Origin of the sequence: Leisingera methylohalidivorans DSM 14336 (genome assembly GCF_000511355.1) — a bacterium.
Lineage (GTDB): Bacteria > Pseudomonadota > Alphaproteobacteria > Rhodobacterales > Rhodobacteraceae > Leisingera > Leisingera methylohalidivorans.
The window spans coordinates 3,046,303-3,069,076 of the sequence record NC_023135.1; the positions used below are offsets into that span (position 1 = coordinate 3,046,303).

Below are 22,774 nucleotides of genomic sequence, written 5' to 3' on the forward strand. Positions count from 1 at the left end.
GAACCCAAGGAAATGACAGCTTCGGACCCTTCCAGCCTTGCCACAGTCTCGGCGCAGTTCGCCGAGGATTGGATCATGGCCTTAAGGCAGTGTTGCACGGATGCCCAGCTAGCATCCTTCCTGCAGCGTGCGGGGATGCATACGGTCCGGGGTCACCTTGCCCACCGCATTACTTTGGATCAGATTGTCCGGCTTTACCAAATTGCCGCCATCGAAACCAAAGATGAAATGATGGGGCTTTGGAGCCGCCCGATCCGGGCCAGAGCCCTGCAGCATCTCCTGACGACGGTCCGCGAAGCCAGCTCACTTCCCTCGGCCTTGCACCGGTTTTCTACATTCTGGAACCTTCTGCTGGACGACTACCAGCTAGAACTCGCAACCGGAGAAGGCAGTATCAGTCTGCGGCTTGTGCCGCGGGATACGCGGCCCTGTCAGCAGTTTGGCCATATGCTGATGCTGAAACTGGCACATGGTCTGCTGTCCTGGCTTGCAGGATATGAAGTGCCTGTTCAGGCGGTTCAATTTGCTTTTGAACGCCCCGGGTTTTCAGACGATTACTCAATGATCTTTCCGGCGCAGGTCAGCTTCAAGGCTCCGTGTTCGGCAATTACCTTTGAAGCGGCGAAACTGGGGCCGGCAAACAAACGCAGCACTGCGGAACTGAAGGAGTTTCTGAACCGGGCCCCCCGCGACTGGATATTCACGGGGTATAGAGAACATAAGCAGTCTCTGAGGGTCCGGGAGTTCCTTTATCGGACAAGCTGGGAGGGTGGCCACCTGGCAGGTGCCGCCCGCACCCTGAACGTTACCCCAAGAACCCTGATGAGACGGCTGGACGCGGAAGGCACCTCCTTCCAGGCGATCAAAGACGGGCTGCGCCGGGACATAGCCATTCGCGACCTGCAAGCCGGACATAAGAGCATCGAAGAAATCTCTCAGGATGTCGGGTTCTCCTCTCCCGCAAATTTCCACCGCGCTTTCCGGCGGTGGACGGGCGTAACCCCCAGTTCCTACAGGACATCAGAAAGCTGAACGCAGGCCCTGCGCTGCAATGCCTTGTTCAGGATCACAGAACGGTCGGGTCGGCATGACGATTTGCTGAATGGGGAATTCTTTGCGAACAGGCACGGAATTTTGCCCCCGTAACGGGGGGGCACACTGATCAATAAAACCTGCAATGGCTGCGCAGGTGGCCGCCGCTTCCGCATCCTAACCGTGGTGGAAGACTTGACCCGCGAGAATCTGGCGCGGATTGCCGATACGTCGCTGACAGGCCTGCGGGTCACGCGGGAACTGGATCGGCTGATTGTAGAGCGAGGCACACCCGGCACCATCGTTTCCGGCAACGGCACCGAGTTCACCAGCCAGGCAGTGCTCAGAGGGGGGCAGGAACCGGCATCGGCTGGCACTGCATTGCGCCAGGAAAGCCCACCCAGAACGCATTCATCGAAAACTTCAATGGTAAGCTGCGAGATGAACTCTCGCATGAAACGCTTTTCAGCTCACTGGCTGATGCCCGCCATACGCTGGAAACCTGGCAGGAGGATTACAACACCCAGAGACCACATTCGGCGTTAGCAAATCTAACACCGAAAGAATTTGCAGAGTAAACAAACATGGGCAAACTGCCCGCGTAGGGCCATCAAACCAACCCCAATGTCTCTCCGCGAGGGGGAGGAAACTTGGGGCTCAGGTCACATCGCCGATCCAACCCACCACCCGCCTGGGACTATACGCCTGGCCACTTCGGATAGGGATGCCCCTCCTTTTGAGATGGCTTCAACACGCATCACATTGGCAAAGAACGATGCCGTCTGGTGGGAGGCATCCACGCCATCAACATGGCCTAAGTCCACATGTACCCGTAGGGCGTGATCTGCTCCATGAGCGACGCGTGGCAACTCCCTCCTCTGTCATCTGCCCCGGTGATGCGGCGCAGCCATGTACGGCCATAAACCTCAGCGTCAGACGCATTGACACCGCTTTGGAAAATGGCTCCTTCAGCCCAAAGCCCGCCGAGCAGCGTCGCGCCGGCCAGATCGACCGGGCCATGAAACCGGGTCGCTGCACAGGAGAAGCTTGACAGGATCTCTGCGCCCGCAAGGTCCGTCTCCTGCCGCAGCACCGCGGCGTCCAGAACGCAGGTGCCGCGCATTTCCGCGCCTCTCAGGCAGGCATCGCCACGAAACTCTGCGCCGTCGCACCTCAGATCATGGCCGAAGACGGCGCCGCCGCCGTCCAGCCCCTGTTCAAAGACGCAATCGCGGAACCATGTCAGGCCAAGACAGGTTGCCCCGGCGAGAGTCACCCGCCCTTCAAAGACCGATCCCGTCAGGTCAAAGCCGCAAAGGGACTGCCCCGACAGGTCCAGCGCGCCAGTGATGCGGCGGGCCCTGAGATCCAGGGCCTCGCCGGGAACGAAGGGCGCGGTCAGAGCCGCGCGCAGTTCCTGCGGAGACATCGGCGTCATGCGCTTTCCTTCTCCGCCTCCTGGGCATCCAGCGCCTTGAAATGCTCTTTGGCGCGTTTGACCATCATCTGCCGCAGGCGGGAGACACCGATATCATGCTGGTAGAGCATCTCGCGGCGGCGGGCGTCTTCGGGGATCGATTCCAGCATGGTGCGGTCCTGTTCCAGAACATGCCAGTGACGGTCTTCGAGGCTGGCCCGGTAGAGGAAGCGCCAGCTCTCCGCCGCCACACCCTGCACCTTGCGGCAACGCCAGAAGAAGCTGTGGTGCGTGTGCTCGTCGATGGGGGTGGCGAAACCGATGATCCGGAACGGCCCGCCCGGACCGGCGCCATCGGGGTAAGGAATATCGAGGCGGAAGAACATCACGCCCTCATCTATCACCACCTCGGTATAGTCGAAGTTCACGCCCTGTTGCGAGACGCGCTCGATCTGGAAGCCCTTCTCGCGCTTTTCAAGCTTCATGGTGTCCTGTTTCGACCCGTAGGCAAGGGTGAAACTGTCCGCATGCAGATAGGAGGCGTGCATCGGGTCGGCTGCGTTGTCGAGGCTGAAGCGGTAGTTGCAGTCCCAGTGGGTCATGCAGGGGAAGACCTGCCATTCATCCGAGACGAACTCTTCCGGCGGGGTGAACTCGGGCGCTTCGGGCCGGTCGGCGGAAGGCAGGTAGATGAACACCGCGCCGCCTGCTTCTGCGGTCTCGTACGAGGTCAGCGCCTTGCGGCCTTCCAGGGCGCATTCCGGCATCGCGGGCACCCGCACCACGGTGCCGGTGCCATCCACTGTTACACCGTGGTACCAGCAGGCGATGTGGTCGCCATGAACACGTCCCAGCGACAGTTTTGCGCCGCGGTGCGGACAGAAATCCTCGATGCAATGGACATGGCCTGCGCCATCGCGCCACATCACGAGGTTCTCACCCGCGACCCGGCGCGCCAGCGGCTTGCCCGCTTTCAGCTGCACCGAGGTGGCCACCGGCATCCAGAAGCCGCGCAGCCCCTGAGAGACGTATTCCTCGACACGATTGCGATTGCTTTGACTGTTCTGCATGGCTTTTCCCCCTCAGGCGCCGATGCCGTGTTCGGCATGCGCTGCATCATGCGATGCGTTGATCTGTTTCAGTTCGGCTTCAAAGACCTCCAGGGTCCAGGCGCCGGCCTCGCCCGACGGACGGGTGATCTTGCGGCTGTTCAGCTCGTCCACGACTTTTTCAAAATCGTGACAGCCGGTTTCATAGATGCGCTCCAGATCTTGAGCGAACCGGGTTTCCGCATCGGTCAGCGGGCGGCCTTTGGATTGGGTGCGCAGGGCGGGATCTTGCAGCATGGCGGTCTCCTTTGAGGGTGGGTTTCGGAAAGGCGGGCCGGTCAGGCCGCCTCGCTCAGTTTTTCTGCGGCAATCGCCACGGCGGCCTCGGCCCAGGGAAAGGCCAGATCCTCGGCAAGATCGTCGCCGGAAGCGTCATGCACGATGCGTTCGCCCAATTGCGTGGCGCCATATGAGACCAAGAGCTCCGCGAGCTTGCCGCTGCCCTGATTGAAGGTTTCGTCATATTCGCTGTCGCCCAGCCCGAAGATGGCGAAATGCACACCGCTTAGATCAGGCGCCGCCGCCGCCATCGCCTCGGCAAAGGGCTGTGCCGAAGCCGGCAGCTCTCCGTCGCCATAGGTCGAGCAGACCAGCAGATAGAAGGCATCCCGGTCGAAATCGCCGGGGTCGAAATCTTCAAGATTCTGGCAATCCACCTCGTGGCCGCTTTCCAGCTCCGACTGGATGTCTTCGGCCAGCATTTCGGCGTTGCCGGTTTCGGTTCCGTACAGCAGGGTAATATTCATCAGCGCAACTCCTCGCTTGCCTTGGAAAGTGCCAGCATGCGGGCACGGGTTGAGATCTTGACGCGGCAGCGCCCCTCGGGCGCGGCGGCGGTTTCGGCGGCGTCGATCCGCTGCCAGCCTTCGTAGCTGACCAGATCCGGCAGCCCCTCCAGGATGGCGCGGCCGGGTTTGCCGCTGCCCTCTGCCGGGATTTCGGCCAGAATAGTTTTTGCCAGCGCCTGGGCATCGGCGCGGTTTTCCGGGATCGTGCCGCGCGGGCCGCGGCGGAACCAGCCGGTGGCATAGAGGCCATCATCCAGCTTGCCGCCTTCGGCGTCCTCGGCCCCCGCAACCAGCGCGTCCCGTTCCAGCGCGCCTTCGGCCCGGAACCCGATGGCGGTCAGAAACGCGGTGCAGGAAATGCGCTCTTCGCCGCCATCCGCGGTGCGGAACACGGCGGTTTCGACGCGGTCACGACCTTCCAGCGCCACCGGCGTCAGGCCAAAACGGAAGGTGACCAGGCGGCGGCCGGTGCCGTGGCCGTCGATCACGGCCAAGGCGGCGAGTTTCTTGGCGGCTTCGGGATCATCGCTGTCTCCGGCACCTTCCACGCGGATGGTGACACCGGCCAGCTTGCCCAATTCCTTGACCATGACGGGATCGAACTTGGCCTGCCCCGCCTGCGAGCGGCCAATGATCTGCAGGCTCTCAATACCGCTGGCGGCGAGCCATGCGCTGACACCCGGCCCGGCGTCGGAGCCTTCCAGCTCTTCCGGCGTCTTGGCCAGCAGCCGCAGCAGGTCAATGGCCACATTGCCGTTGCCCATGATCACCGGATGCTTGCCCAGCCGCGGCAGATCCGCTGCCTCGGGATGCTCGTTGATGGCCTGGGTCAGCTGGCCCGAGGCATGGACACCGGCCAGATCCTCGCCGGGGATGCCCAGGCTGCGGTCGCCCGGCAGACCGGCCGCCAGCACCACCGCATCATAGGCGGCGCGCAGATCGTCCAGCGAGATCTGTTCGTTCACAGCCAGATTTCCGATGAACCGCGCGCCCTGGCGTTCGAACAGCCGGGCAAACTGGCGGATCACCCCCTTGGTGCCCTGATGGTCGGGGGCCACGCCGTAGCGCACCAGCCCGTAGGGCACCGGCAGCTTGTCGATCACATCGACCTGCAGATCCGGCTGCGCCTTCAGCAGCGCCTGGGCCAGGTAGCAGCCCGACGGGCCTGCGCCCACGATGGCAATCTGTGCAGTCATGACGCCTCCAGCGCGGCACCGGCCCAGGGATGGGGGGCACCGCTCAGATCAACATAGATCGATTTCTGGGCCATGTAGGCGCGAATGCCCTCGCGGCCCTTTTCCCGGCCCATGCCGCTGTCCTTCTCGCCGCCAAAGGGCGTTGAGATCGAGAACTGCTTGTAGGTATTGACCCAGACGGTGCCGGTAGAAATCGCCCGACCGACCCGCCAGGCCTTGGGGAAATCCCGGGTCCAGAGACCCAGCGCGAGACCATAGTCATTGTCGTTCGACTGGGCGATCACATCCGCCTCGTCCTCGAAGGGCAGCACGACCAGTACCGGGCCAAAGACCTCCTCGCGGCAGATCCGCGCGGTATTGGGCACCCCGGCAAGAATTGTCGGCAGGTAATAGGCGCCCTTGCCGTAGCCCTCTCCTGTTGGGGCACTGCCGCCGCACAGGACCTCGGCCCCTTCGCTGCGCGCCATTTCGACGTAACGGGCGACGCTGTCGCGGTGATCCGGATGCACCATCGGCGCCACCTGCGTGGTCTCCTCAAACGGATGACCGACCTTCAGCCGCTTCGTCGCCTCGGTCAGCCGGGCCACAAAGTCATCGTAGACCGGCTTTTCGACAAACAGCCGGGCGCCGGCGATGCAGCTTTGCCCGGTGGAGGAGAAGACGCCGAACATTACCCCGGCAACGGCCTGATCGATATCCGCATCGGCAAAAACGATGGTCGGGGATTTGCCGCCCAGCTCCAGCGAGACCGGCATCAGCTTTTCCGCCGCCTGTTTTGCCAGCATCCGCCCCGTCGAGGTGCCGCCGGTGAAGCTCACCTTGGCGATATCGGGATGTTCGACCAGCAGATTGCCGATCTCGCGCCCGGCGCCGGGCAGCACCGAGAACAGCCCCTTGGGCAGCCCTGCCGCCTCGACAATGCGGGCCAGTTCGAGGCTCACCAGCGGCGACCAGGATGCAGGTTTCAGAAGCACCGCATTGCCCGCCGCCAGCGCCGGGGCCACTTTCTGCGCATCAGAGGCGATGGGCGAATTCCACGGCGTGATGGCCGCCACCAGACCCAGAGGTTCGTGGACCGACATCGTAAGCGCGGTGCCGCGCTGAGCGGTCAGGCTGTCATCGGTGGTTTCCAGCACCGCAGCGAAATAGCGGAAGGTGGCAGCCGCCGAGCCCGCGAGCGCGCCGGTTTCACGCAGGGTCTTGCCGGTGTCCCGGCTCTGGATGAGGGCGATGCGATCTGCGTTGGCTTCGATGCCATCCGCGATGGCAGAGAGATAGCGGGCCCGTTCATGCGGTTTCAGGCTGCGCCAAGCAGGGTCGGCCTGCGCTGCCTTGGCGCGGGCAATCGCCCGCAGCCCGTCTTCGCGCGAGGCGCCTTTCAGCACCCGGTTGACAGTGCCGTCGGCCGGGAAGATCGAGGTGATCTCTGCACCGGTGCCGGTTTCCCATTCGCCGCCGACAAACAGCTTGCCGTCCGGCAGGGGGATATCACTTGCATCTTTCATCGCAGAGCTCCTCAGATTGCAGACGGGCCGATCCGGTTGCGGATTTCCCGCAAGACGGAATAGACAGTGGAGACAGAGGTCTTGGCGTTGCCCGCCGACGGCAGATTCTCGATCCGCATGGAATAGCGCGCGAGCGGCGAGCTGACCTCGTATTCATGCATATTGCCGGGCGCGGCAGGGTCAGCGACCAGTTCGACGCGGGTGGCTTCGAACCCGGCCCCCGCGAGGGCCAGCGTTGCCGCGACATTGGCATTCTTGGGATAGGCTGTCGCCGCTTCACGGGCGTTGCCGGTGAAGAAGATCGCCCGTTCACCAAGGTGATCAAGATCAAGCGCTTCTTCCGCCGGGGTGCCGCTCCAGGCCTTTGGCGGCTTGGTGCCGCGATAAGTCACTTCCAGCCCGCCAGCCGCGCCAAGCGCCGACAGCAGGTCGATGCCGCCGACGGCCCCGGCCGGCAGGATCAGCCGGGCATCGCCTTCCCGGGCGGCGGCGCGAAGATCCGCGTGCAGCCCGTCATCCGCCAGCGCGCCGATAGAGACCAGGATGGTGTCCACCCCGGACCGCAGCACCTCGGGCAGATGGGCTTTGACCACCGCATGACCGGCACATTCGATCAGCAGGTCCGGCCGCGCCTCCAGCAGCGCGGGAACGGATGTGACCACCTGCCGGGCCGCGGCCAGCCCGGCGAAGTCGCGCTCAAGCCGCGCTTCGGTATCTTCGGCAAACTCCGGCAGAACCATGACGGTGAGGCTGTCCAGCGGCGCATCAAGCGTGTCGTTCAGCAGCAACAGCAGCGTGGTGGCGATATTGCCGAATCCGATCAGTGCGAGATCCATCAGGTTACTCCTTGTTCCCTGCGGCACCTGCAGGGGGACCGGAAAAGGCTTCGGCGAAGGGGCCGATGGCGCACATGTCGACCTCAATCACCTGCGGACCGCGGGCGGCCAGCGCAGCTTCAAGAGCGGTCCCGAAATCTTCGACGTCGGTGACCTTCCGGTGCGGCATGGCGATCGAGGCGCAAAAGGCTTCGAAATCCGGCACCGCGACCTGGGAGTAGTGACGGCGGCTGTCGTATTGAGCGTCCTGAATGTTCTGGATCACCCCGTAAGCCTGATCATTCATCAGCACGTAGACCAGCGGCGCGTGCTCATCGACGGCGGTGATCATTTCGGCCAGCCCCAGCATGGTGCCGCCATCGCCCAGAATGGTGATTGCTTTCGGCCCGTCAGAGGCAAGCGCCGCGCCAATCCCCATCGACACACCCTGCCCGATGCCTCCCCCCAGCGCATGCACACCGAGTTTGGGGTCGGAAATCCGCACATAACGGTTGCCGAAGGTGGAGTTCGAGATGGTGACATCGCGCACCCAGGCGTGGCCACCGCTGCTGACCTTTTCCGCCAGCACATCGGCCACCACGCTGTAGGGGCCGAGGATGTCGCGCATCCGGCCTTCGGATTGGGCGCGGGTGCGGGCGATATCGAAGGGCAGCTCCGGATCCGTGTCCAGTTTTTCCGGCAGCAGCTCCAGAAGCCGTGCCAGCGTATCGGCGGCATCGCCATGGGCGAAGACCTCAACCGGGTAGTTGCGCCCGCCCTGGCTGGCTTCGGCGTCGATCTGGATCAGCGGACGCGGCAGCGGCAGCTTGTTGTTGCGGGTCTCATTGCCGCGCAGGCGCGAGCCGGCAACGATCATCAGGTCGCAGCTGTCATAAAGCGCCGCCGCTTCGGGCGTCATGTTGAAAGCCCCAAGCGAGCCGCTCTCCTCTTCCGAAACCACAGCGCGGCCATTGGTGGAGGTCACAACACCAAAGCCCCGGCGCATCAGTTCGGTCGCCTCTTTGCCGGCGCCGCGGGCGCCGCCGCCCAGCCAGATCATCGGCCGTTTGGCGGCTTTGACGCGCTCGGCGATCTCCTCGATGACGCTGTCAGGGGCGCGCGGCTTCTGCACTTCCGGCGCATGCACACGGGTGGCCGGATGCGCGGGCGAGCGCTGAACGTCAACAGGGATCTCAAGGCTCACCGGGCCGGAGGGGGCGGACATCGCCGACGACACCGCCGCGGTCAGCGTGCCAATGGCGCCGCCAGCATCCCACATGCGGTAGACCGCCTTGGAAACCCCGCGCAGCATCTCTGGCTGGCGCGGCACGTCATGGATGGCGGCACGGTCGCGGTCGGCGAATTCACGGTCCACCTGGGTGGTGATATGCAGTACCGGCGAGCCTGCGGTCAGCGCCTCTGCCTGCGCCCCGGCAGCGTTGCCTGCGGCGGTTCCGGTGGAGGTCATGCAGACCCCCAGGTGCCCAGTCACCCGGGCATAGGCATCGGCCATGTTCATGGCGCCGGCCTCGCCGCGGGCAGGCACAAAGCGGATCCGGTCCTGGCGCGCCACGGCGTCGAGGATCGGCATGTTGTGGATCGAGATCACGCCAAAGATGGTGGTCACCCCGATGTCGGCCAGGTAGCGGGCGATAAAGTCCCCGACGGTTCCCGCGTCTGCAATAGGTTCCATTTTCATCTCTTCTTCCTCAGATTGATCGTGACAGGCCGCCGGAGACTTCCAGCTGCGCACCCGTGATGTAGCTGGCCGCATGCGAGCCCAGGAAGGTGATCGCCGCGGCGGCCTCTTCCGGGTCGCCGAGGCGGCCCAGCGGTATGCCCTTCTTACGGGCCAGATTGCCGTACCATTCCTCGCGGCTCTGGTTCTGATCCTCGCGTTCGGCAAAACGGCGGGTCCATTGGCCGGAGCCGACCATGCCCAGCAGGATCGAGTTGACCCGCACCTCCGGCGCCAATTCCACCGAGAGCGATTTCAGCAGGTTCTGCACACCGGCCCGGGCCGAGGAGGTGCAGACCATATGCGGCTCGGGCTGCAGGGCGAGCAGCGAATTGACCGCCACCACGGCGCCTTCGGCTTCATTCAGCATCGGCAGGAAGGCCCTGAGGGGGTGGATCTGGCTGAACAGCTTCAGCTCATATTCCGCACGCCAGTCGTCGTCCGTTGTATCGGCAAAGGTCGAGACCCGCCCCTGGCCCGCATTGTTGACCAGCAGATCGCAGCGGCCGAAGGTCTGCTTCACCTCGGCGGCAAAGGCATTCATCGCTTCTGGATCGAGCACCGACAGCGCACGCGCCAGCACCCGGCCGTCGCCATAATCCCGCTTCAGCACCGACGCGACATCCATCAACCGGCCTTCGGTGCGGGCGCAGAGGGCAACATTTGCGCCTTCCTCCAGGAGCTTGCGCACGGTGGCCAGGCCAATCCCGGAAGAACCGCCGGTCACCACCGCAGTGCGGTTTGCGTATTTCAGATCCATCAGTTCGTTCCCCCGTGTTTGCGGAACTCCGGAAAGCCCGGATCCGGGCGGCCCTGCATCACCGCGCGCTGCGCCGGCGTCGGCGGGCCGGCGGTCATCCACTGGTCCATCTTTTCCGGGTCGTCGCGCGGCCAGACCTGGGCTTCGTGGGTGGACTCGTCGATCTGCTGCAGCTCTGAAGTGAACTCGATCACAAACCCCGAGGGCGAGACGAAATAGGCAAAGGGGTTGTTGCCCGGCCCGTGGCGGCCCGGCCCCCAGGTTGGCAGATGGCCCTTCTGTTTCATCCGGCCAATGCCGCGCATGAATTCGTCGATCGACGGCATCTCGAAGGCGACGTGGTTCACCGAAGCATAGTTGCCGCGCACCAGCGCAATCGAATGATGGTCCGAATTGCAGCGCAGGAACACCATCTGGTCGGCGGAGTAATCCGAGACCCGGAATCCCAGAACCTCCTGATACCAGGCCTCGCGGGATTCGAGGTCGGGGGTGTTCAGCACCACATGGCTGACCTTGCGGGGCTTGGCCCATTCCGGCGCCTCGTCAAGTTCCAGCGCATCGCAGCGGAACCGCAGGCGGCGGTTGTCGGGGTCGAGAACCTCGAAGCCGTAGCCGCCCGCATAGTCGCTGAATTCACCCAAGGGGCGCACCACATCGGCGCCCTTGGCGCTAACCTGATCGTGCAGCGCCTGCATCGAGGCGCGGTCCGGCATGGAAAAATGCACATATTCGATGCCAAAGACCGGCCCCTCTTTCAGACCATAAAGAAAGGCCTCATTGCCGGTGCCGCGCAGATAGGCGGCGCCATCTTCCTTATGCGCAAGGTTCAGGCCCCACATGTCTTCATAGAAGGGCAGCGTGGCCGTCAGGCCCGGGCCGCGCATAACGATGCCGCGCAAACTGCCGACTCGTACTATTTCCGTCATTTCACAACCTCCTTGTTCCCGCTCGCGCGGCCGGGTTCAGCAAGGGCCACCAAAGCAGCGGCAAAGCCCGCGGGGTCCTGCTGGTAAAGCGCATGCCCCGCATCGGGCAGCACGGTGTAGGTTCCACGCCAATCCGGCCGCAGCGCGGCATGGACGCGTCTTGCCCCTTCGGGCGGTGTCACGGCGTCACAGGCGCCAACGATGACATCCACTGGAACGGCGATCCGCCGGGCATCATCCAGCAACCGGCCGGAGGCGAGCATCCGCGCCGCCTGGCCGTAGCCGGGCATGCGGACTTGCGCCATATTGCGCTGCACCGCCGCAACCAGTTCCGGGCTGGCTTCGGGCTGATGCACCAGCCGGGCCGCCCGGGCAGCGGCAAAGGCTTCCGGCCCCAGAGCCTCCAGATCGCTGATCCGGGTCCGGGCCGCCGGGCTGGGCGGGCCGCCGCGGGCCATGCCATGCCCCAGCGCGGGCGAGGCCAGCAGCAGCCGGGACACCCGGTCCCGGAAGCTCGCCGCAAAGGCACCCGCGGTGAGCGCGCCCAGCGAATGGCCCGCCAGCATCACCTGATCAAGACCGAGGCGGTCCATGAAATCCAGCAGCGCCTGGGCGTAGTCGAAGGCCACCGGCCAACCGCCCTGAAGCGGCGCTGACTGCCCGTAGCCCGGTGCATTCCAGGCAATCACCCGCCAGTCCTGCGGCAGATGCGGGATCAGCGGTGCAAAAGAATGGGCGTTCGACCCGATCCCGTGCAGCAGCAGCAGGCAGGGCCCGGTGCCCGCACGTTCGGCATATTCGATGCCGCCGGACTGATATGTTGCGATCCGGTCCATCACGCGAACACAAAACCGTTGTTCACCGGCAGCACCTGCCCGGTGAGGGTCAGCGCCCCGCTGCTCAGCAGGAACGCCACCACACCTGTCACCTGCTCCGGCGCTTGACGGCCGGGTACGGCGCTGCGGCCGGCATAAAGGTCATGCCGCTCCACCGGGACATATTCCGTCGACTCGGTGGTCAGGATACCGGGCGCCACGGCGGTCACGCCGATGTGGCAGGGTCCCAGTTCCCGGGCCAGCGAGCGGGTCATCGAGATCACCGCGCCCTTGGAGGCGACGTAGGACATCAGGTTCGGCGCGCCCCAGATCGCCGTGTCGGAGGCGAGGTTCACGATCCGCCCGGAGCCGGAGGTTTTGAGCAGTGGCGTCATCGCTCTGATCATCAGCCAGGTCCCGCGCACATTGACGCGCTGCACCAGATCCCAGCTATCAATGGCGATCTCGTCAAAGGGGATGCCGCCGATGCCGGTGGCAATCGCGCCGTTGTTGACCAGCCCGTGCAGGACGCCGCCGGTCAGCTCCGCCGCAGCTTTGCCCATGGCTTCGATTGATGCCGGCTCTGCGAGATCGACCGGCAGGAACTCCGCACCGAGGGTCTCTGCGGTCGCCCGGCCTTCCTCTTCGAGGATATCGGCGAGGATCAGCCGGGCACCCTGTTCCGCCAAAGTTTTGGCAATCTCGGCGCCAAGACCGCGTGCGGCGCCGGTCACGATGATGTTGCGTCCGTCCAGCATCAGCTTTCCGCCTTCGGAAGATAATGCAGCACGCGGTCTTCAATCCGCACCAGCACGGTGTAGAGCAGGAAACCGATCACCGTCAGCAGCACGATGGCGATGAAAACCATCGCGGCATTGGCCTGGCCGCCGCCGTAGGAGATCAGGAAGCCAAGCCCGGTATTGCCGCCGACCAGTTCGCCGACGGTGACGCCGATCACCGCAAGGGTCGAAGCAATACGCAGCCCGGCCATCAGGTTCGGCAGGGTTGAAGGCATCTCGACCTTCAGGAAGATTCCAAAGCGCGACAGGCTATAGGCGCGGGCCAGGTTCACCAGGTCGCGGTCGACGGTGCGCATCGCCTGCAGCACGTTGACCAGCACCGGGAAGAACACGATCAGCACCGTCACCAGCAGCTTGGGGATGGAGTTGTAGCCGAACCACATGATGAACAGCGGCGCGAAGGCGACCTTGGGCGCGATCTGCAGCGCCAGGATGTAGGGCGACAGCACTTTTTCCCAGAAGGCCGACATGCCAAGAAGATAGCCCATCACCGCGCCCAGCGCGCTGCCCACGGCAAAGCCCAGGACGGTGTAGAGTGCGGTCGACAGCGTATGGCCCAGCAGCCCTTCCTGTGCCCACATGCGCTTGGCTTCAACCAGGCAGTCGGACAGGGTCGGAATAATGAATTTCGGAACATCCAGCGCCGGCGGCAGGAACTCCCATGCCAGCAGCACCAGGGTCAGGATGCCCAAGCTGGTGATTGTGACTGGGTTCAGGGCGCGCATCGGCGAGATCCTCGGTTCGGCGGGGCATGCGGGGGGGGTGCCCCCCTCGCGGGTTTGCGTTGTATCGGTCATTTCACAAAGTCATTGGTGTAGAGGTCTTCGACCGGCACCGAAGTGCGCACGAGGCCGTTATCGACATAGAAGGATTGGACCTTTTCGATCCGAACAGGGTCAAAGGTGCCAAGCGGCTGATCCGGTGCTTCCGGGTAGACCAGCTCGGCATAAGAGCGCAGGATGCCTTCGATCATCGCTTCCTTGCCCGCATGCTGCGGCACTGCGGCGGTGAATTCGGCGGCAGCGGCTTTCGGGTCGGTTTGGATATCCTTTACCGCCCGCAGCACCGCAGTGACAAAGCCCTGCACCATCTCGGGCCGCTCTGCGATCACCGTATCCGAGGCGATAATGGCCTGCGCCATCGCTGGGAACACAGAGTCCACCGGCATCTGGCCCATCTCGACGCCGGCGCCTTCGATGGCCGCGATCCATTCCGGCACGCCGGACATGGCATCAAGCTTGCCTGCGATCGACAGCTGGATAATGCCGCCCGGGCCGACCGCCTGGATGTCGGCATCCGCCTTGGTCAGGCCGGCTGACGCGAGCACGCCAAGGAGGTTGTAATAGGTGGTGTCCTGAAAGGAGAGCACGCCGATCGACTTGCCCTTCAAGTCCGCAGCGCCGGCAATGCCGCTTTCGCTGCGCCAGGCGATCTGGGTCAGCCCGCGGCCGCCCAGCAGCGCGACGCCGCGCACCTCAAGCCCGTTGGCGCGCACCACAATCGGAGTGTCGCCGATGCCGCCGCCGAGATCGGCGTTGCCGACCGCAACCTGGGTCGCCACATCAGCGCCGCCCTTGCCGACGCGGAAGGTAACGTCGAGACCGGCGTCCTCGAAATAGCCCTTGGCCTTAGCCAGCTGGAACGGCGCAAAGGCAGGCAGGAAATCTGGTGCCGGAAACAGGTAGGTCACCTGTTCACCGGCATGGGCAATTCCCCCGGTCACGGCAATCACGGCTGCGGCAAGAACGTTTGCAAGTTTGCGTTTCATGTCTTTCCCCTGTGGTTCTGCCGCTTCAAGCGGCCTGGTTTTCGAGTTTCAGATGCTTGAAGATCTGCGCGGCATAATCCGCGACCTCGGGCAACACCCGGCGTTTGAGCGGCGACTCGCGGTGCGGCAGGTCGACCTTGAGTTCGGCAACGATGGTCCCCGGGCGCTCTGAGAGCACCAGAATGCGGTCCGACATCAGCACCGCCTCCGCCAAGTCGTGGGTTATCAGCAGCGTGGTCTTGGCGGTTTCCTTGATGGTGGCGGCAAAATTGTCCTGGATGATCAGCTTGGTCTGCGCGTCCAGCGCCGAAAACGGTTCGTCCAGCAGGATGATTTCCGGATCAATGGCCAATGTGCGCGCAAGCGCCGCCCGCTGCCGCATGCCGCCGGAGAGCTGGTAAGGGTACTGTTCGCCAAAGCCTTCGAGCTGACAGTGTTTCAGCTCCTGCAGCGCCCGTTCGCGCCGCGCGGCCCTGGCAACGCCGCGGGCCTCCAAACCGAATTCGATGTTGGACAGGATCGTCCGCCAGGGCAGCAGCAGGTCCTTCTGCAGCATGAAGCCCACTTCGGCGTTGGGGCCGGTCACTGGGCGGTTGCTGACCAGAACTTCACCGCTGGTCGGCTGATACAGGCCCGCGGTCATGCTGAGCAATGTTGACTTGCCGCAGCCCGAGGGGCCGACAACCGAGACGAATTCACCTTCTTCAACCCGGAAATTCAGGTCGCGGATTGCAGTCAGGGTGCCTGTCGGTGTGGCGAACTGCTTAGTGACGGATCGGAATTCAAGCGTCATGTCAGACCTCCAGGCCGCAGCCGGCCGTGTGGCGATGCCCGTGTTCAATGATGTTCATTTCCGTCTCCCATCGCTAGCAATTGTTCAATATGGAACAAACTGTTCATAAAACAGCCTGCCGAAACTCCTCCGATCTGTCAACATTTTTTGAATCTGGCTTAGCGGAGCTCCCGGGGAGTTCGTTAAAAGACAGCCCACTTGACAGGCCGCAACCCCCTCGCCAAAGTCACTATTTGAACACTATGTTATATTGTGAACAATCGGGAGTGCAGATAATGGCATTGAAAGTTGCAGTGGCCGGGGGCGGAGTTGGCGGCATGGCCGTGGCGATCGCCCTGCAGAATCAGGGGCACGCGGTCACCATTTTTGAGCAAGCGCGGGCCTACGGAAGAATCGGCGCCGACGTGAATCTCACCCCCAATGCGGTCCATGCGCTGGACCATCTGGGGCTGGGCGGCGCATTGCGGCGTACCGCGGCGCGGCCGGAATTCCGCATTTCCCGTATGTGGGACAGCGGTGACGTGACCTCAAAACTGCCGATGAGCGCCGCCGCTGAAAAGAAATACGGTGCCCCGCAGCTGACCATTCACCGTGCTGATCTGCTCGATGCCCTGCAGGCGGCGCTGAAACCGGACACGCTTCGCTTTGGCGCCCGCGTGAGCGGAGTGCGACAGGATGAAACCGGGGCAACGCTGCAGTTCGAAGACGGCAGCGACTTTAACGCCGATCTGGTGATCGGTGCAGATGGGATACACTCGGCGGTGCGCCATGCGCTTTACGGTGCCGATGCGCCAAAGTTCACCGGCCTTGTCTCCTATCGCGGCACCTTTCCGCGCGACGCCGCTCCGGATCTGCCGAACCTCGACAGCTTTACCAAATGGTGGGGCCCGGTGCCGGAGCTTCAGATCGTCACCTTCCCGCTCAATCAGGGCAGGGAGATCTTTGTCTTTGCCACCACCGGCCAGAAAGACTGGACAGAAGAAGGCTGGACCTTGCCGGGAGATATCGAAGAATTGCGCGCCATCTACAAGGATTTCCACCCGGAGGCCCGTGCCCTGCTCAGCGCCTGCACCAATGTGACCCGCTCTGCCCTGCATGTGCGCGCGCCGATGGCGCGCTGGTCCGAAGGCCGCGTGGTGCTGCTGGGCGATGCCGCACACCCGATGGTCCCCTTTATGGCGCAGGGGGCCTGCATGGCATCGGAAGATGCGATCGTTCTGGCCCGTGCCGTCGAAGGGGTCGGCTTTGACGCATTGCCCGAAGCGCTCGAGCGCTATGCGCAGGCCCGCATTCCCCGCACCACCCGCGTTCAGGAAGGGTCGCTTGCCAACGACTGGCTCAAGAAAGGCGGCAATGCGGATTGGGTCTATGGCTATGACGCCTGGCGCGGGCTGGAGGCGCAGGCCGCCTGAGGCCCGCAGTGGCGGCAAAGAAGCTCCGGTTCCGGCCGGAGCTTTTTACATCTGCCTCTTCGCCTCCTGCCAGCCCAGCAAACCCGACAGCCGCGCCGCGGCTTCTGTGACCAGCGCTTCAATCCCGGAAAGCTGATCCGGGCCGGGCCGTTCCGAAAACGTCCGGGTCAGGTTGACCGCAGCGGCAACATCTCCGGTCATGTCACGCACCGGTGCCGCGATCGAGGCCATCCCGGCTTCAAACTCTCCGACCTGCACAATTGCCTTGGCCCCCAGATCCCCGTTCCACTGGGCAAGCAGGGCGGCCTGGCTGCGCGGGCTGCGCCCCGGCGCCCGGCTGAAATCCTCGTCCCGGTAAAGCGAGATGACCTCGCTCTCCCGTAGCCCCGCGAGCAGCACCCGCCCCATGGTGGTGGCCGATGCAGGCAGGCGGCTTCCCACATGGACGATACTGTCGAGGCCGCTGAGCGCCGGCACCCGCAGCATGTATAGGACCGTGCGCCCGTCCCGCACCCCGAGATGCGCTGACCAGCCGCTCTGGTCGCGCAGGGTCTCAAGAACGGGCAAAGCGATCTCGACCAATTCGCGCGTCGCCAGATAGCCATAACCCAATCGCAGCACCGCCGGTCCGAGGGAGTAGCGCTGGCTGTTCCGGTCCTGCAGCAGGAATCCCAGGCTGGCAAGCGTATAGACCGGGCGAAAGGCCGCCGACCGGCTGATCCCCAGTATCCCGGCAATTTCCGACAGCGACAGTTCCGGCCGTTCCGGTGTGAAGGCCTGCAGGACATCCAAACCTCGAATCAAGCCGGACACCAGATAGCGGTCCTCGGACATGGTGAACCTCTCATGCGTTTTATATGTAAAACCATGTGTGCCATGCAAAACGCGATTTGGCTAGACTGCTGCCATCTCCCCCGGACCTGTGAGGACAATATGAACATGCAATCCACTCCCGCCTCTGCCCTGGCAAAAGAGCTGAAAGCGCATACCGGGCGCTTTACCGACAAGAAATTCGACTGGGATGCCTTTCCGTCCAATCGCGGTTTTCCCGAACTGGAACGCGCCCAGATGCGCTACATCGGATCTGGCGGCTCGCCCAAGGAGGGAGACACAACAACCCTGAAGCCGGACAATTTCACCGTCTCCCTTATCTATAAGGAGCCGGGAAAATACGCCGCCTGCCACAGCCACGAGATCGAGGAAAGCTTCCTCATCATCAATGGGGCGCTGGTTGTCGGCTGGGAAAAGGACGGTGAAGTCGTCGAAGTGAACCTCGGCCCTAAGGACATGATCCTGAACGCCCGCGAAATCGGCCATGGTTTCCGCGTCGACGGTGTCGAGCCGGTGCTGATGTCGATTTCCGTCGACGTCGGCAAGCCGCTGCCGCCAGTCTACCACTACCACCCGAAGGAACACGCCCCGGAACTCGCCCGCAGCTTTGGCGCGGAACCGGGCAAGACTCTGCCCTTTGACCCGGAAGGCGATCACCCGCTTCAGCAGCTCATGTCGCAATACGTGGTGCGTCATGCCGATCTGCCCACAATCTGGGAAGACGCAGGCTTCACCCGCAAGGTCTATGTCGGCGAAGGTGGCATTGATTACGACACCTGCCGTAAGGAAATGTGGGGCGTTCCTGCCGGTGTCGCAGTGAAACCCTACACCCGCGCCGTCGAAGATGCTTTCCTTGTCCTTGAAGGGTCGCTGACCGTGGGCTGGGAACAGGACGGCGAACAGGTCGAAGTCGAACTGGGGCCGCGGGATCTGGTTAAAACCCCGGCTGGCCGCGCCCATTGGTTCCGCAACAACTCCGCCGCGCCCGCTGCCGTCTGGCACGTGATTGGCACCGCAGCAGATGATGGCGTCAGCTACGAAAAGGCCTGATCATTCAAGATACCTCCCCGAAACTGGCCCTCCCGCACGGGGGGCCTTTTTTTTGCGCCAGGCGCTGCGCTCACATCTGGTCTGAGGCCCAGCCGCGATAGCCAAGCGCCTCGGAAATCTCCTGCGCAACAGCCTTGAGCGCGGTTTCAATGCGCAGCAGATTGCCGCTGTCCAGGGCAAAGTCGCTGGCGTGACCCGTAACGTTCACCGCCCCGGCCGGCGAGCCGAGGTGATCATAGACGATCACTGCGGCCGAGCCGATCCCCGGCTCGAAATTCGCCTGGCTCCAGGCAATGCCCTGCATCCGGTCCTGATCCAGCTGTTGCTCCAGCTCCTGAAGGCTGGTCCGGGTCTTTTCGGTAAAGGAGTCGAGGGTTGCCCCTTTGTAGAGCTGCCGCAGCATCACCTGAGGCAGCTGTGACAGCAGCATCCGGCCGATGGTCGTGGCATGGGCCGGCAGCCGGGTCCCTTCACGCACGTTGCTGGCGAGGTGAGAGTTCGGCGTTTCACGAAGCAGATAAACAATCTCGCGGCCATCCAGCACGCCAAGATGCGAGGAGAGGTTCAGCTCCGCCACCAGCTTTCGCAGGTAGGGGCGCGCCACCTGCACGATCGACCGTTCATTCAGCGCTTCGGAGGCCAGCGCGATCAGGCCGGTGCCCAGCCGGTAGCCATTGCCCTCACCCGCCGACTCGATCATGCCCTCTGCTTCAAGCGTTGCCAGCAGCCGGATCAAAGTTGTACGGTTTATTCCCAGCGCCTTGGACGTCTTGCTGATGTTGCGGCAGCGGTTTCCGGCAGCGATATGACGCAGCAGAGCAAAGGCCCGAATGACCGGCGGCACCGAATAATCCGGTCTCTTCTCCACGCTCAACTCTTCCACCATGCGCCCTCCAGATTTGAACACTTCTGTCGCATTTGAACAAATACCCTTAGTTTGATCCGGGGCAAAGGACAATTAGGGAGCGGCAATCCTGTGAACTGTAGGTTTCTGCTTTGTCGCACAAATTTCGAGAAGGATTCACTGTGTGCATCCAGCGGGATAGCTGGTGTGCATGAGCCGTTGGGCCCCTACGAAATTTGTGCAGCAAGAGCCGCTCAAAGCCACAACCAGCGGCAATGCAAAATCTAATGTAAAGTGTGGGTGGCGGAGGGGATGGGACTAGCGTCGAACCTTCTCTGCCCCAACTGTTTTCGGCCTACTCCGACAGAGTGCGCCGACGCCTTCTTTTAAGACCTGCAGCCAAGAACACGGACGAGGGCATGCGGTCGGCTTCGGCCGAGCGCGTGACAATACTTTCAACTGTCGGTGCAAAGGCTTTAGCGATCAACCGGTCCTCATCGCTGGCCATCGATGCCGGCACACTGTCCAGCCGCCTCAGCAGCAGTTCCGCAAACTCGTCATGCGCTAGCTCCGCGGCACCGTCCTTTTTGCCCGAAAGGGCAATCAGCTCTTCCTCTAGCAACTCGCCGGATAGACCCTGCCAGCGGATCTGATGGACAGCAACTACGTCGTCTTCCTCGTCATTGTCGGTTCTCGTTTCCGCTTCTGCGTACAATCCATCGAAGAGCAGCCTATCGTTGGCAAGCTCTGACAGATCGCGCACAAAGCCAGCTTCGAAGTCCATTGGGATTAGTGAGGGATCGGATGTCGCCCTAGTGTGGTCTGCGGTCAGGCGCACAATGCTACGACGGCCGAATTCCGGCCAACGGCCGATATCCTCTTCGGCAAGCTCAAGCTCTAGCGTCTTTCCGCCATGCATCTCGGCTCGCACATTATACCCGGCGATTGGCGCCATCCCTTTCACGAAGCTGACGATATGCCGAAAGTCGAAGCCGCCCGAAACGCGTGTCTGTTGTGCGGATGCGAACTGCAAAATATCATCCTCGGCCGCCCTAGCCTTCTGTGCTTCGCGTATGGCTTCCGCGATCTCCTCTTCGGTCTGGTCCATCTTCATGCTCGTCGCTCGTTCCAGGATGCTTTCCATGTCGATATAGGACATCAGCTCACCGAGCACTTCCGCGGCCAAGGCGTCCTTCATTTCGCCGGCAACACTGGCCATGTCTTGTGCAATCGTGCTGACACGGTCCAACAACAAGATGATGGCGCTGTTGTCGAAGCCGTCATCCGACTGCAAATTAATGACTTGAACGCGTCGCGTCTGACCATAGCGGTACAAACGGCCGATCCGTTGCACTAGGCGTGCCGGGTTCCATGGCAGATCGTAATTTACCATGATATGACAGGCGTCTTGTAGGTTTAAGCCTTCGCCGCCTGCTTCAGTCGAAACCATGACCTGAGCCTCTCGGCGGTTGAAAGCGCGGACGTTCCTCATTTTTTCATCCAGAGGCATTGAGCCGTTGATCGCGGCGACCTGGACCCCCGGACATGCGTTTGCGATTGCCTCTGCTAGGTAACTCTGTGTAGCCCTGTACTCAGTAAACACCAACAGATTTTGGCCCTGCGTTAGAAGCGGCGAAACCACGTCATTAAGGAATGTCTGCAGTTTCGCATCCGATTGCCGAGCCACGCGGATGAGTTTCAGAACGGCCTGAACCTCGCTTGCTTCATCGGCGAAGAAGGCGCCGACCTCACCGATGGGCCCAGCTTCCGCAAGATTGTCGTCGCCTTCGAGCTGGTCGTCAGAAGGTATCGCCAGTGCCGAAGCGGCATCGAAATCTCGAAGTCGTTCTAAGCGACGTTCCAGCGCGCGCTCGATTGCCGCCACGGAAGATGAAGCGAGCTTGCGATACGTCGTCATGACAAACCCGATGGCGCGGCCGATCATTCTATCCTGTGCGTCTGCACTGGCGCGATACCCCTCGCTCAAATACCTCCGAAGCGCCTTGTCCGCAGTGCGCATTTCGGGCGACGGGATCACCATGTGGCGAAGCGTGTCGTGGCCGCGAAAAATCAGCGTGCCTTCAGCATCCGTGACGCGGGTCTTCCGGTTACGAATGATGATATCTCCAACCACCTCTGGGTTCATCTCCAGTGTTCGGATTTCGGGCAGGAGGTCCGGGCGCACCAACTCCAATAGAGCCGCAAAGCGACGGGTTTTGCCTTGGTGCGGCGTTGCGGTAAGCAACAGCAAAGAGTGGGTCCGGTCGCGAAGCTTGTGAGCGAGCGCATAGCGTTCCGTCTGCTCGCCGGTTTCAGACCGCCCGAGCCGATGCGCCTCATCAAACACAATTACATCCCAGAAGCCAGCTTCGATGAGCCTTGCCAAATGCTCGTCGCGTTTGGCGAGATCGAGTGAGATTATGACATTCTCCCTTAGGCGCATTTCGTCCGCGTATTCGGGGCGGAAGTCGCGCTGATAGATCTCGAAGGCACGCCCGAACTTGGCGCGCATCTCATCCTTCCACTGCTTGGTCAGCGAAGAAGGACAGACGATTAAGACGCGCCTGCAGCGGTTACGCTGCGAGAGGGCGTGAAGAATTAGACCAACCTCAATGGTCTTGCCAAGCCCAACATCGTCGGCGATCAGCCAACGTGCCTGAGGGGAAGTTACGACCTTCCGTGCCACATCAAGTTGATGCGGCAGAGGGTCGATGTCGAGACGACCGAATGCTCCGGTGTTCGAATTCCATATCTGAAGTGCCTTGGACAGAATACGGAGCCGGAAGCGCTCCGCATGGTCCAAATGCTGGCCAGTTTGTCGTTTTGCGATCCGCAACTCGACAGGCATCGCCTGTGCGAGAACACGCCAGTCCAGCCACCTGGTTTCTCCAGTCTCTGCAAACTGAACGAGAACCTGCTCGAAGCCTCCCAGCGGGCGCGTAGCAAGTACAACCCCGGTCCCAAGGCTAGCTCCGCGACCTCGCGGTGGCTTGTGCTGTACTTGCTGTCCAGGCGCATATGCGGGCTTCAGATCCGATAGCGCCAACCATACGCGGCGATTGCCAGCCATGGCGATTTGAGCCTCGTTCGGCTCTGCTTTCGGCCTCAGATCATGGATCACCCCACGCGCGCCGTCTTTCAATTTCACGAGAGCGCCCTTTGATGGAAATAACAA

21 protein-coding genes and 1 pseudogene are annotated in these 22,774 nt (G+C 62.7%); 4 read left to right on the top strand and 18 right to left on the bottom strand.

Translation table 11 applies throughout. From position 1 onward, the window contains the following. Positions 1–12 precede the first annotated feature (12 nt). Both METH_RS14975 and METH_RS23195 read left to right on the top strand, forming a co-directional pair. Positions 13–1,032: a helix-turn-helix transcriptional regulator gene (locus METH_RS14975; protein WP_024091321.1), complete on the top strand. Its 1,020-nt coding sequence runs from the start codon at positions 13–15 to the stop codon at positions 1,030–1,032. Positions 1,033–1,191: 159 nt separating this feature from the next. After that, positions 1,192–1,610 (top strand): annotated as a pseudogene (locus METH_RS23195) (integrase core domain-containing protein); the annotation flags it as partial. 236 nt (positions 1,611–1,846) lie between these two features. Here the strand turns inward: METH_RS23195 and METH_RS14980 are convergent. The 15 genes from METH_RS14980 to METH_RS15050 all read right to left on the bottom strand — a co-directional run bounded on the left by METH_RS14980 (position 1,847) and on the right by METH_RS15050 (position 15,462). Beyond that, positions 1,847–2,470 (bottom strand): pentapeptide repeat-containing protein, encoded by a 624-nt coding sequence (locus METH_RS14980; RefSeq protein ID WP_024091322.1) that lies wholly within the window; start codon positions 2,468–2,470, stop codon positions 1,847–1,849. Further along, positions 2,467–3,519, bottom strand: coding sequence for an aromatic ring-hydroxylating oxygenase subunit alpha (locus tag METH_RS14985; RefSeq protein WP_024091323.1), 1,053 nt, complete (start codon positions 3,517–3,519; stop codon positions 2,467–2,469). The genes METH_RS14980 and METH_RS14985 overlap by 4 nt, the downstream gene beginning before the upstream one ends. Before the next feature lie 12 nt (positions 3,520–3,531). Further along, a complete protein-coding gene (locus METH_RS14990) occupies positions 3,532–3,795 on the bottom strand; it encodes a recombinase-like helix-turn-helix domain-containing protein (protein WP_024091324.1) in 264 nt (87 codons plus the stop codon). Between the two features lie 41 nt (positions 3,796–3,836). Further along, complete coding sequence (locus METH_RS14995; RefSeq protein ID WP_024091325.1) at positions 3,837–4,304, bottom strand: flavodoxin domain-containing protein; 468 nt, start codon at positions 4,302–4,304, stop codon at positions 3,837–3,839. Then, a complete protein-coding gene (locus tag METH_RS15000) occupies positions 4,304–5,542 on the bottom strand; it encodes an FAD-dependent oxidoreductase (protein ID WP_044008446.1) in 1,239 nt (412 codons plus the stop codon). Before METH_RS15000 ends, METH_RS14995 begins: the two co-directional genes overlap by 1 nt. After that, complete coding sequence (locus tag METH_RS15005) at positions 5,539–7,047, bottom strand: aldehyde dehydrogenase (protein ID WP_044008447.1); 1,509 nt, start codon at positions 7,045–7,047, stop codon at positions 5,539–5,541. The genes METH_RS15000 and METH_RS15005 overlap by 4 nt, the downstream gene beginning before the upstream one ends. A gap of 11 nt (positions 7,048–7,058) precedes the next feature. Continuing rightward, positions 7,059–7,883, bottom strand: a complete 825-nt coding sequence (locus tag METH_RS15010; protein WP_052348715.1) for an aspartate dehydrogenase — start codon at positions 7,881–7,883, stop codon at positions 7,059–7,061. Positions 7,884–7,887: 4 nt separating this feature from the next. Further along, complete coding sequence (locus METH_RS15015; RefSeq protein ID WP_197538805.1) at positions 7,888–9,555, bottom strand: thiamine pyrophosphate-binding protein; 1,668 nt, start codon at positions 9,553–9,555, stop codon at positions 7,888–7,890. Positions 9,556–9,571: 16 nt separating this feature from the next. After that, positions 9,572–10,360 (bottom strand): SDR family oxidoreductase, encoded by a 789-nt coding sequence (locus tag METH_RS15020; protein ID WP_024091330.1) that lies wholly within the window; start codon positions 10,358–10,360, stop codon positions 9,572–9,574. After that, the gene (locus METH_RS15025; RefSeq protein WP_024091331.1) at positions 10,360–11,286 is read right to left on the bottom strand and encodes a VOC family protein; all 927 of its coding nucleotides are present in this window, start codon (positions 11,284–11,286) and stop codon (positions 10,360–10,362) included. Before METH_RS15025 ends, METH_RS15020 begins: the two co-directional genes overlap by 1 nt. Further along, entirely contained in the window at positions 11,283–12,122 is an 840-nt protein-coding gene (locus METH_RS15030) for an alpha/beta fold hydrolase (protein ID WP_052348716.1), read from the bottom strand. Before METH_RS15030 ends, METH_RS15025 begins: the two co-directional genes overlap by 4 nt. Further along, positions 12,122–12,859, bottom strand: coding sequence for an SDR family oxidoreductase (locus METH_RS15035; protein WP_024091333.1), 738 nt, complete (start codon positions 12,857–12,859; stop codon positions 12,122–12,124). The genes METH_RS15030 and METH_RS15035 overlap by 1 nt, the downstream gene beginning before the upstream one ends. Continuing rightward, positions 12,859–13,626 carry an ABC transporter permease gene (locus tag METH_RS15040; RefSeq protein WP_044008448.1) on the bottom strand — a complete coding sequence of 256 codons (768 nt, stop codon included), beginning with the start codon at positions 13,624–13,626 and terminating at the stop codon, positions 12,859–12,861. The genes METH_RS15035 and METH_RS15040 overlap by 1 nt, the downstream gene beginning before the upstream one ends. Positions 13,627–13,694: 68 nt before the next feature. Beyond that, positions 13,695–14,669, bottom strand: coding sequence for an ABC transporter substrate-binding protein (locus tag METH_RS15045; protein WP_024091335.1), 975 nt, complete (start codon positions 14,667–14,669; stop codon positions 13,695–13,697). Positions 14,670–14,694: 25 nt separating this feature from the next. Next, a complete protein-coding gene (locus tag METH_RS15050) occupies positions 14,695–15,462 on the bottom strand; it encodes an ABC transporter ATP-binding protein (RefSeq protein ID WP_024091336.1) in 768 nt (255 codons plus the stop codon). 275 nt (positions 15,463–15,737) lie between these two features. Between METH_RS15050 and METH_RS15055 the strand changes: the two genes are divergently transcribed. Next, complete coding sequence (locus tag METH_RS15055) at positions 15,738–16,874, top strand: FAD-dependent monooxygenase (protein ID WP_044008449.1); 1,137 nt, start codon at positions 15,738–15,740, stop codon at positions 16,872–16,874. Positions 16,875–16,919: 45 nt separating this feature from the next. On the opposite strand, the gene METH_RS15060 is transcribed toward METH_RS15055, so the two are convergent. Continuing rightward, positions 16,920–17,708, bottom strand: a complete 789-nt coding sequence (locus tag METH_RS15060; protein WP_024091338.1) for an IclR family transcriptional regulator — start codon at positions 17,706–17,708, stop codon at positions 16,920–16,922. Between the two features lie 105 nt (positions 17,709–17,813). Between METH_RS15060 and METH_RS15065 the strand changes: the two genes are divergently transcribed. Continuing rightward, positions 17,814–18,755 (top strand): cupin domain-containing protein, encoded by a 942-nt coding sequence (locus METH_RS15065; RefSeq protein WP_197538806.1) that lies wholly within the window; start codon positions 17,814–17,816, stop codon positions 18,753–18,755. Between the two features lie 70 nt (positions 18,756–18,825). On the opposite strand, the gene METH_RS15070 is transcribed toward METH_RS15065, so the two are convergent. Both METH_RS15070 and METH_RS15075 read right to left on the bottom strand, forming a co-directional pair. Continuing rightward, complete coding sequence (locus METH_RS15070; protein ID WP_024091340.1) at positions 18,826–19,641, bottom strand: IclR family transcriptional regulator; 816 nt, start codon at positions 19,639–19,641, stop codon at positions 18,826–18,828. Positions 19,642–19,954: 313 nt separating this feature from the next. Then, a complete protein-coding gene (locus METH_RS15075) occupies positions 19,955–22,747 on the bottom strand; it encodes a DEAD/DEAH box helicase (protein ID WP_052348717.1) in 2,793 nt (930 codons plus the stop codon). Positions 22,748–22,774: the final 27 nt, after the last annotated feature.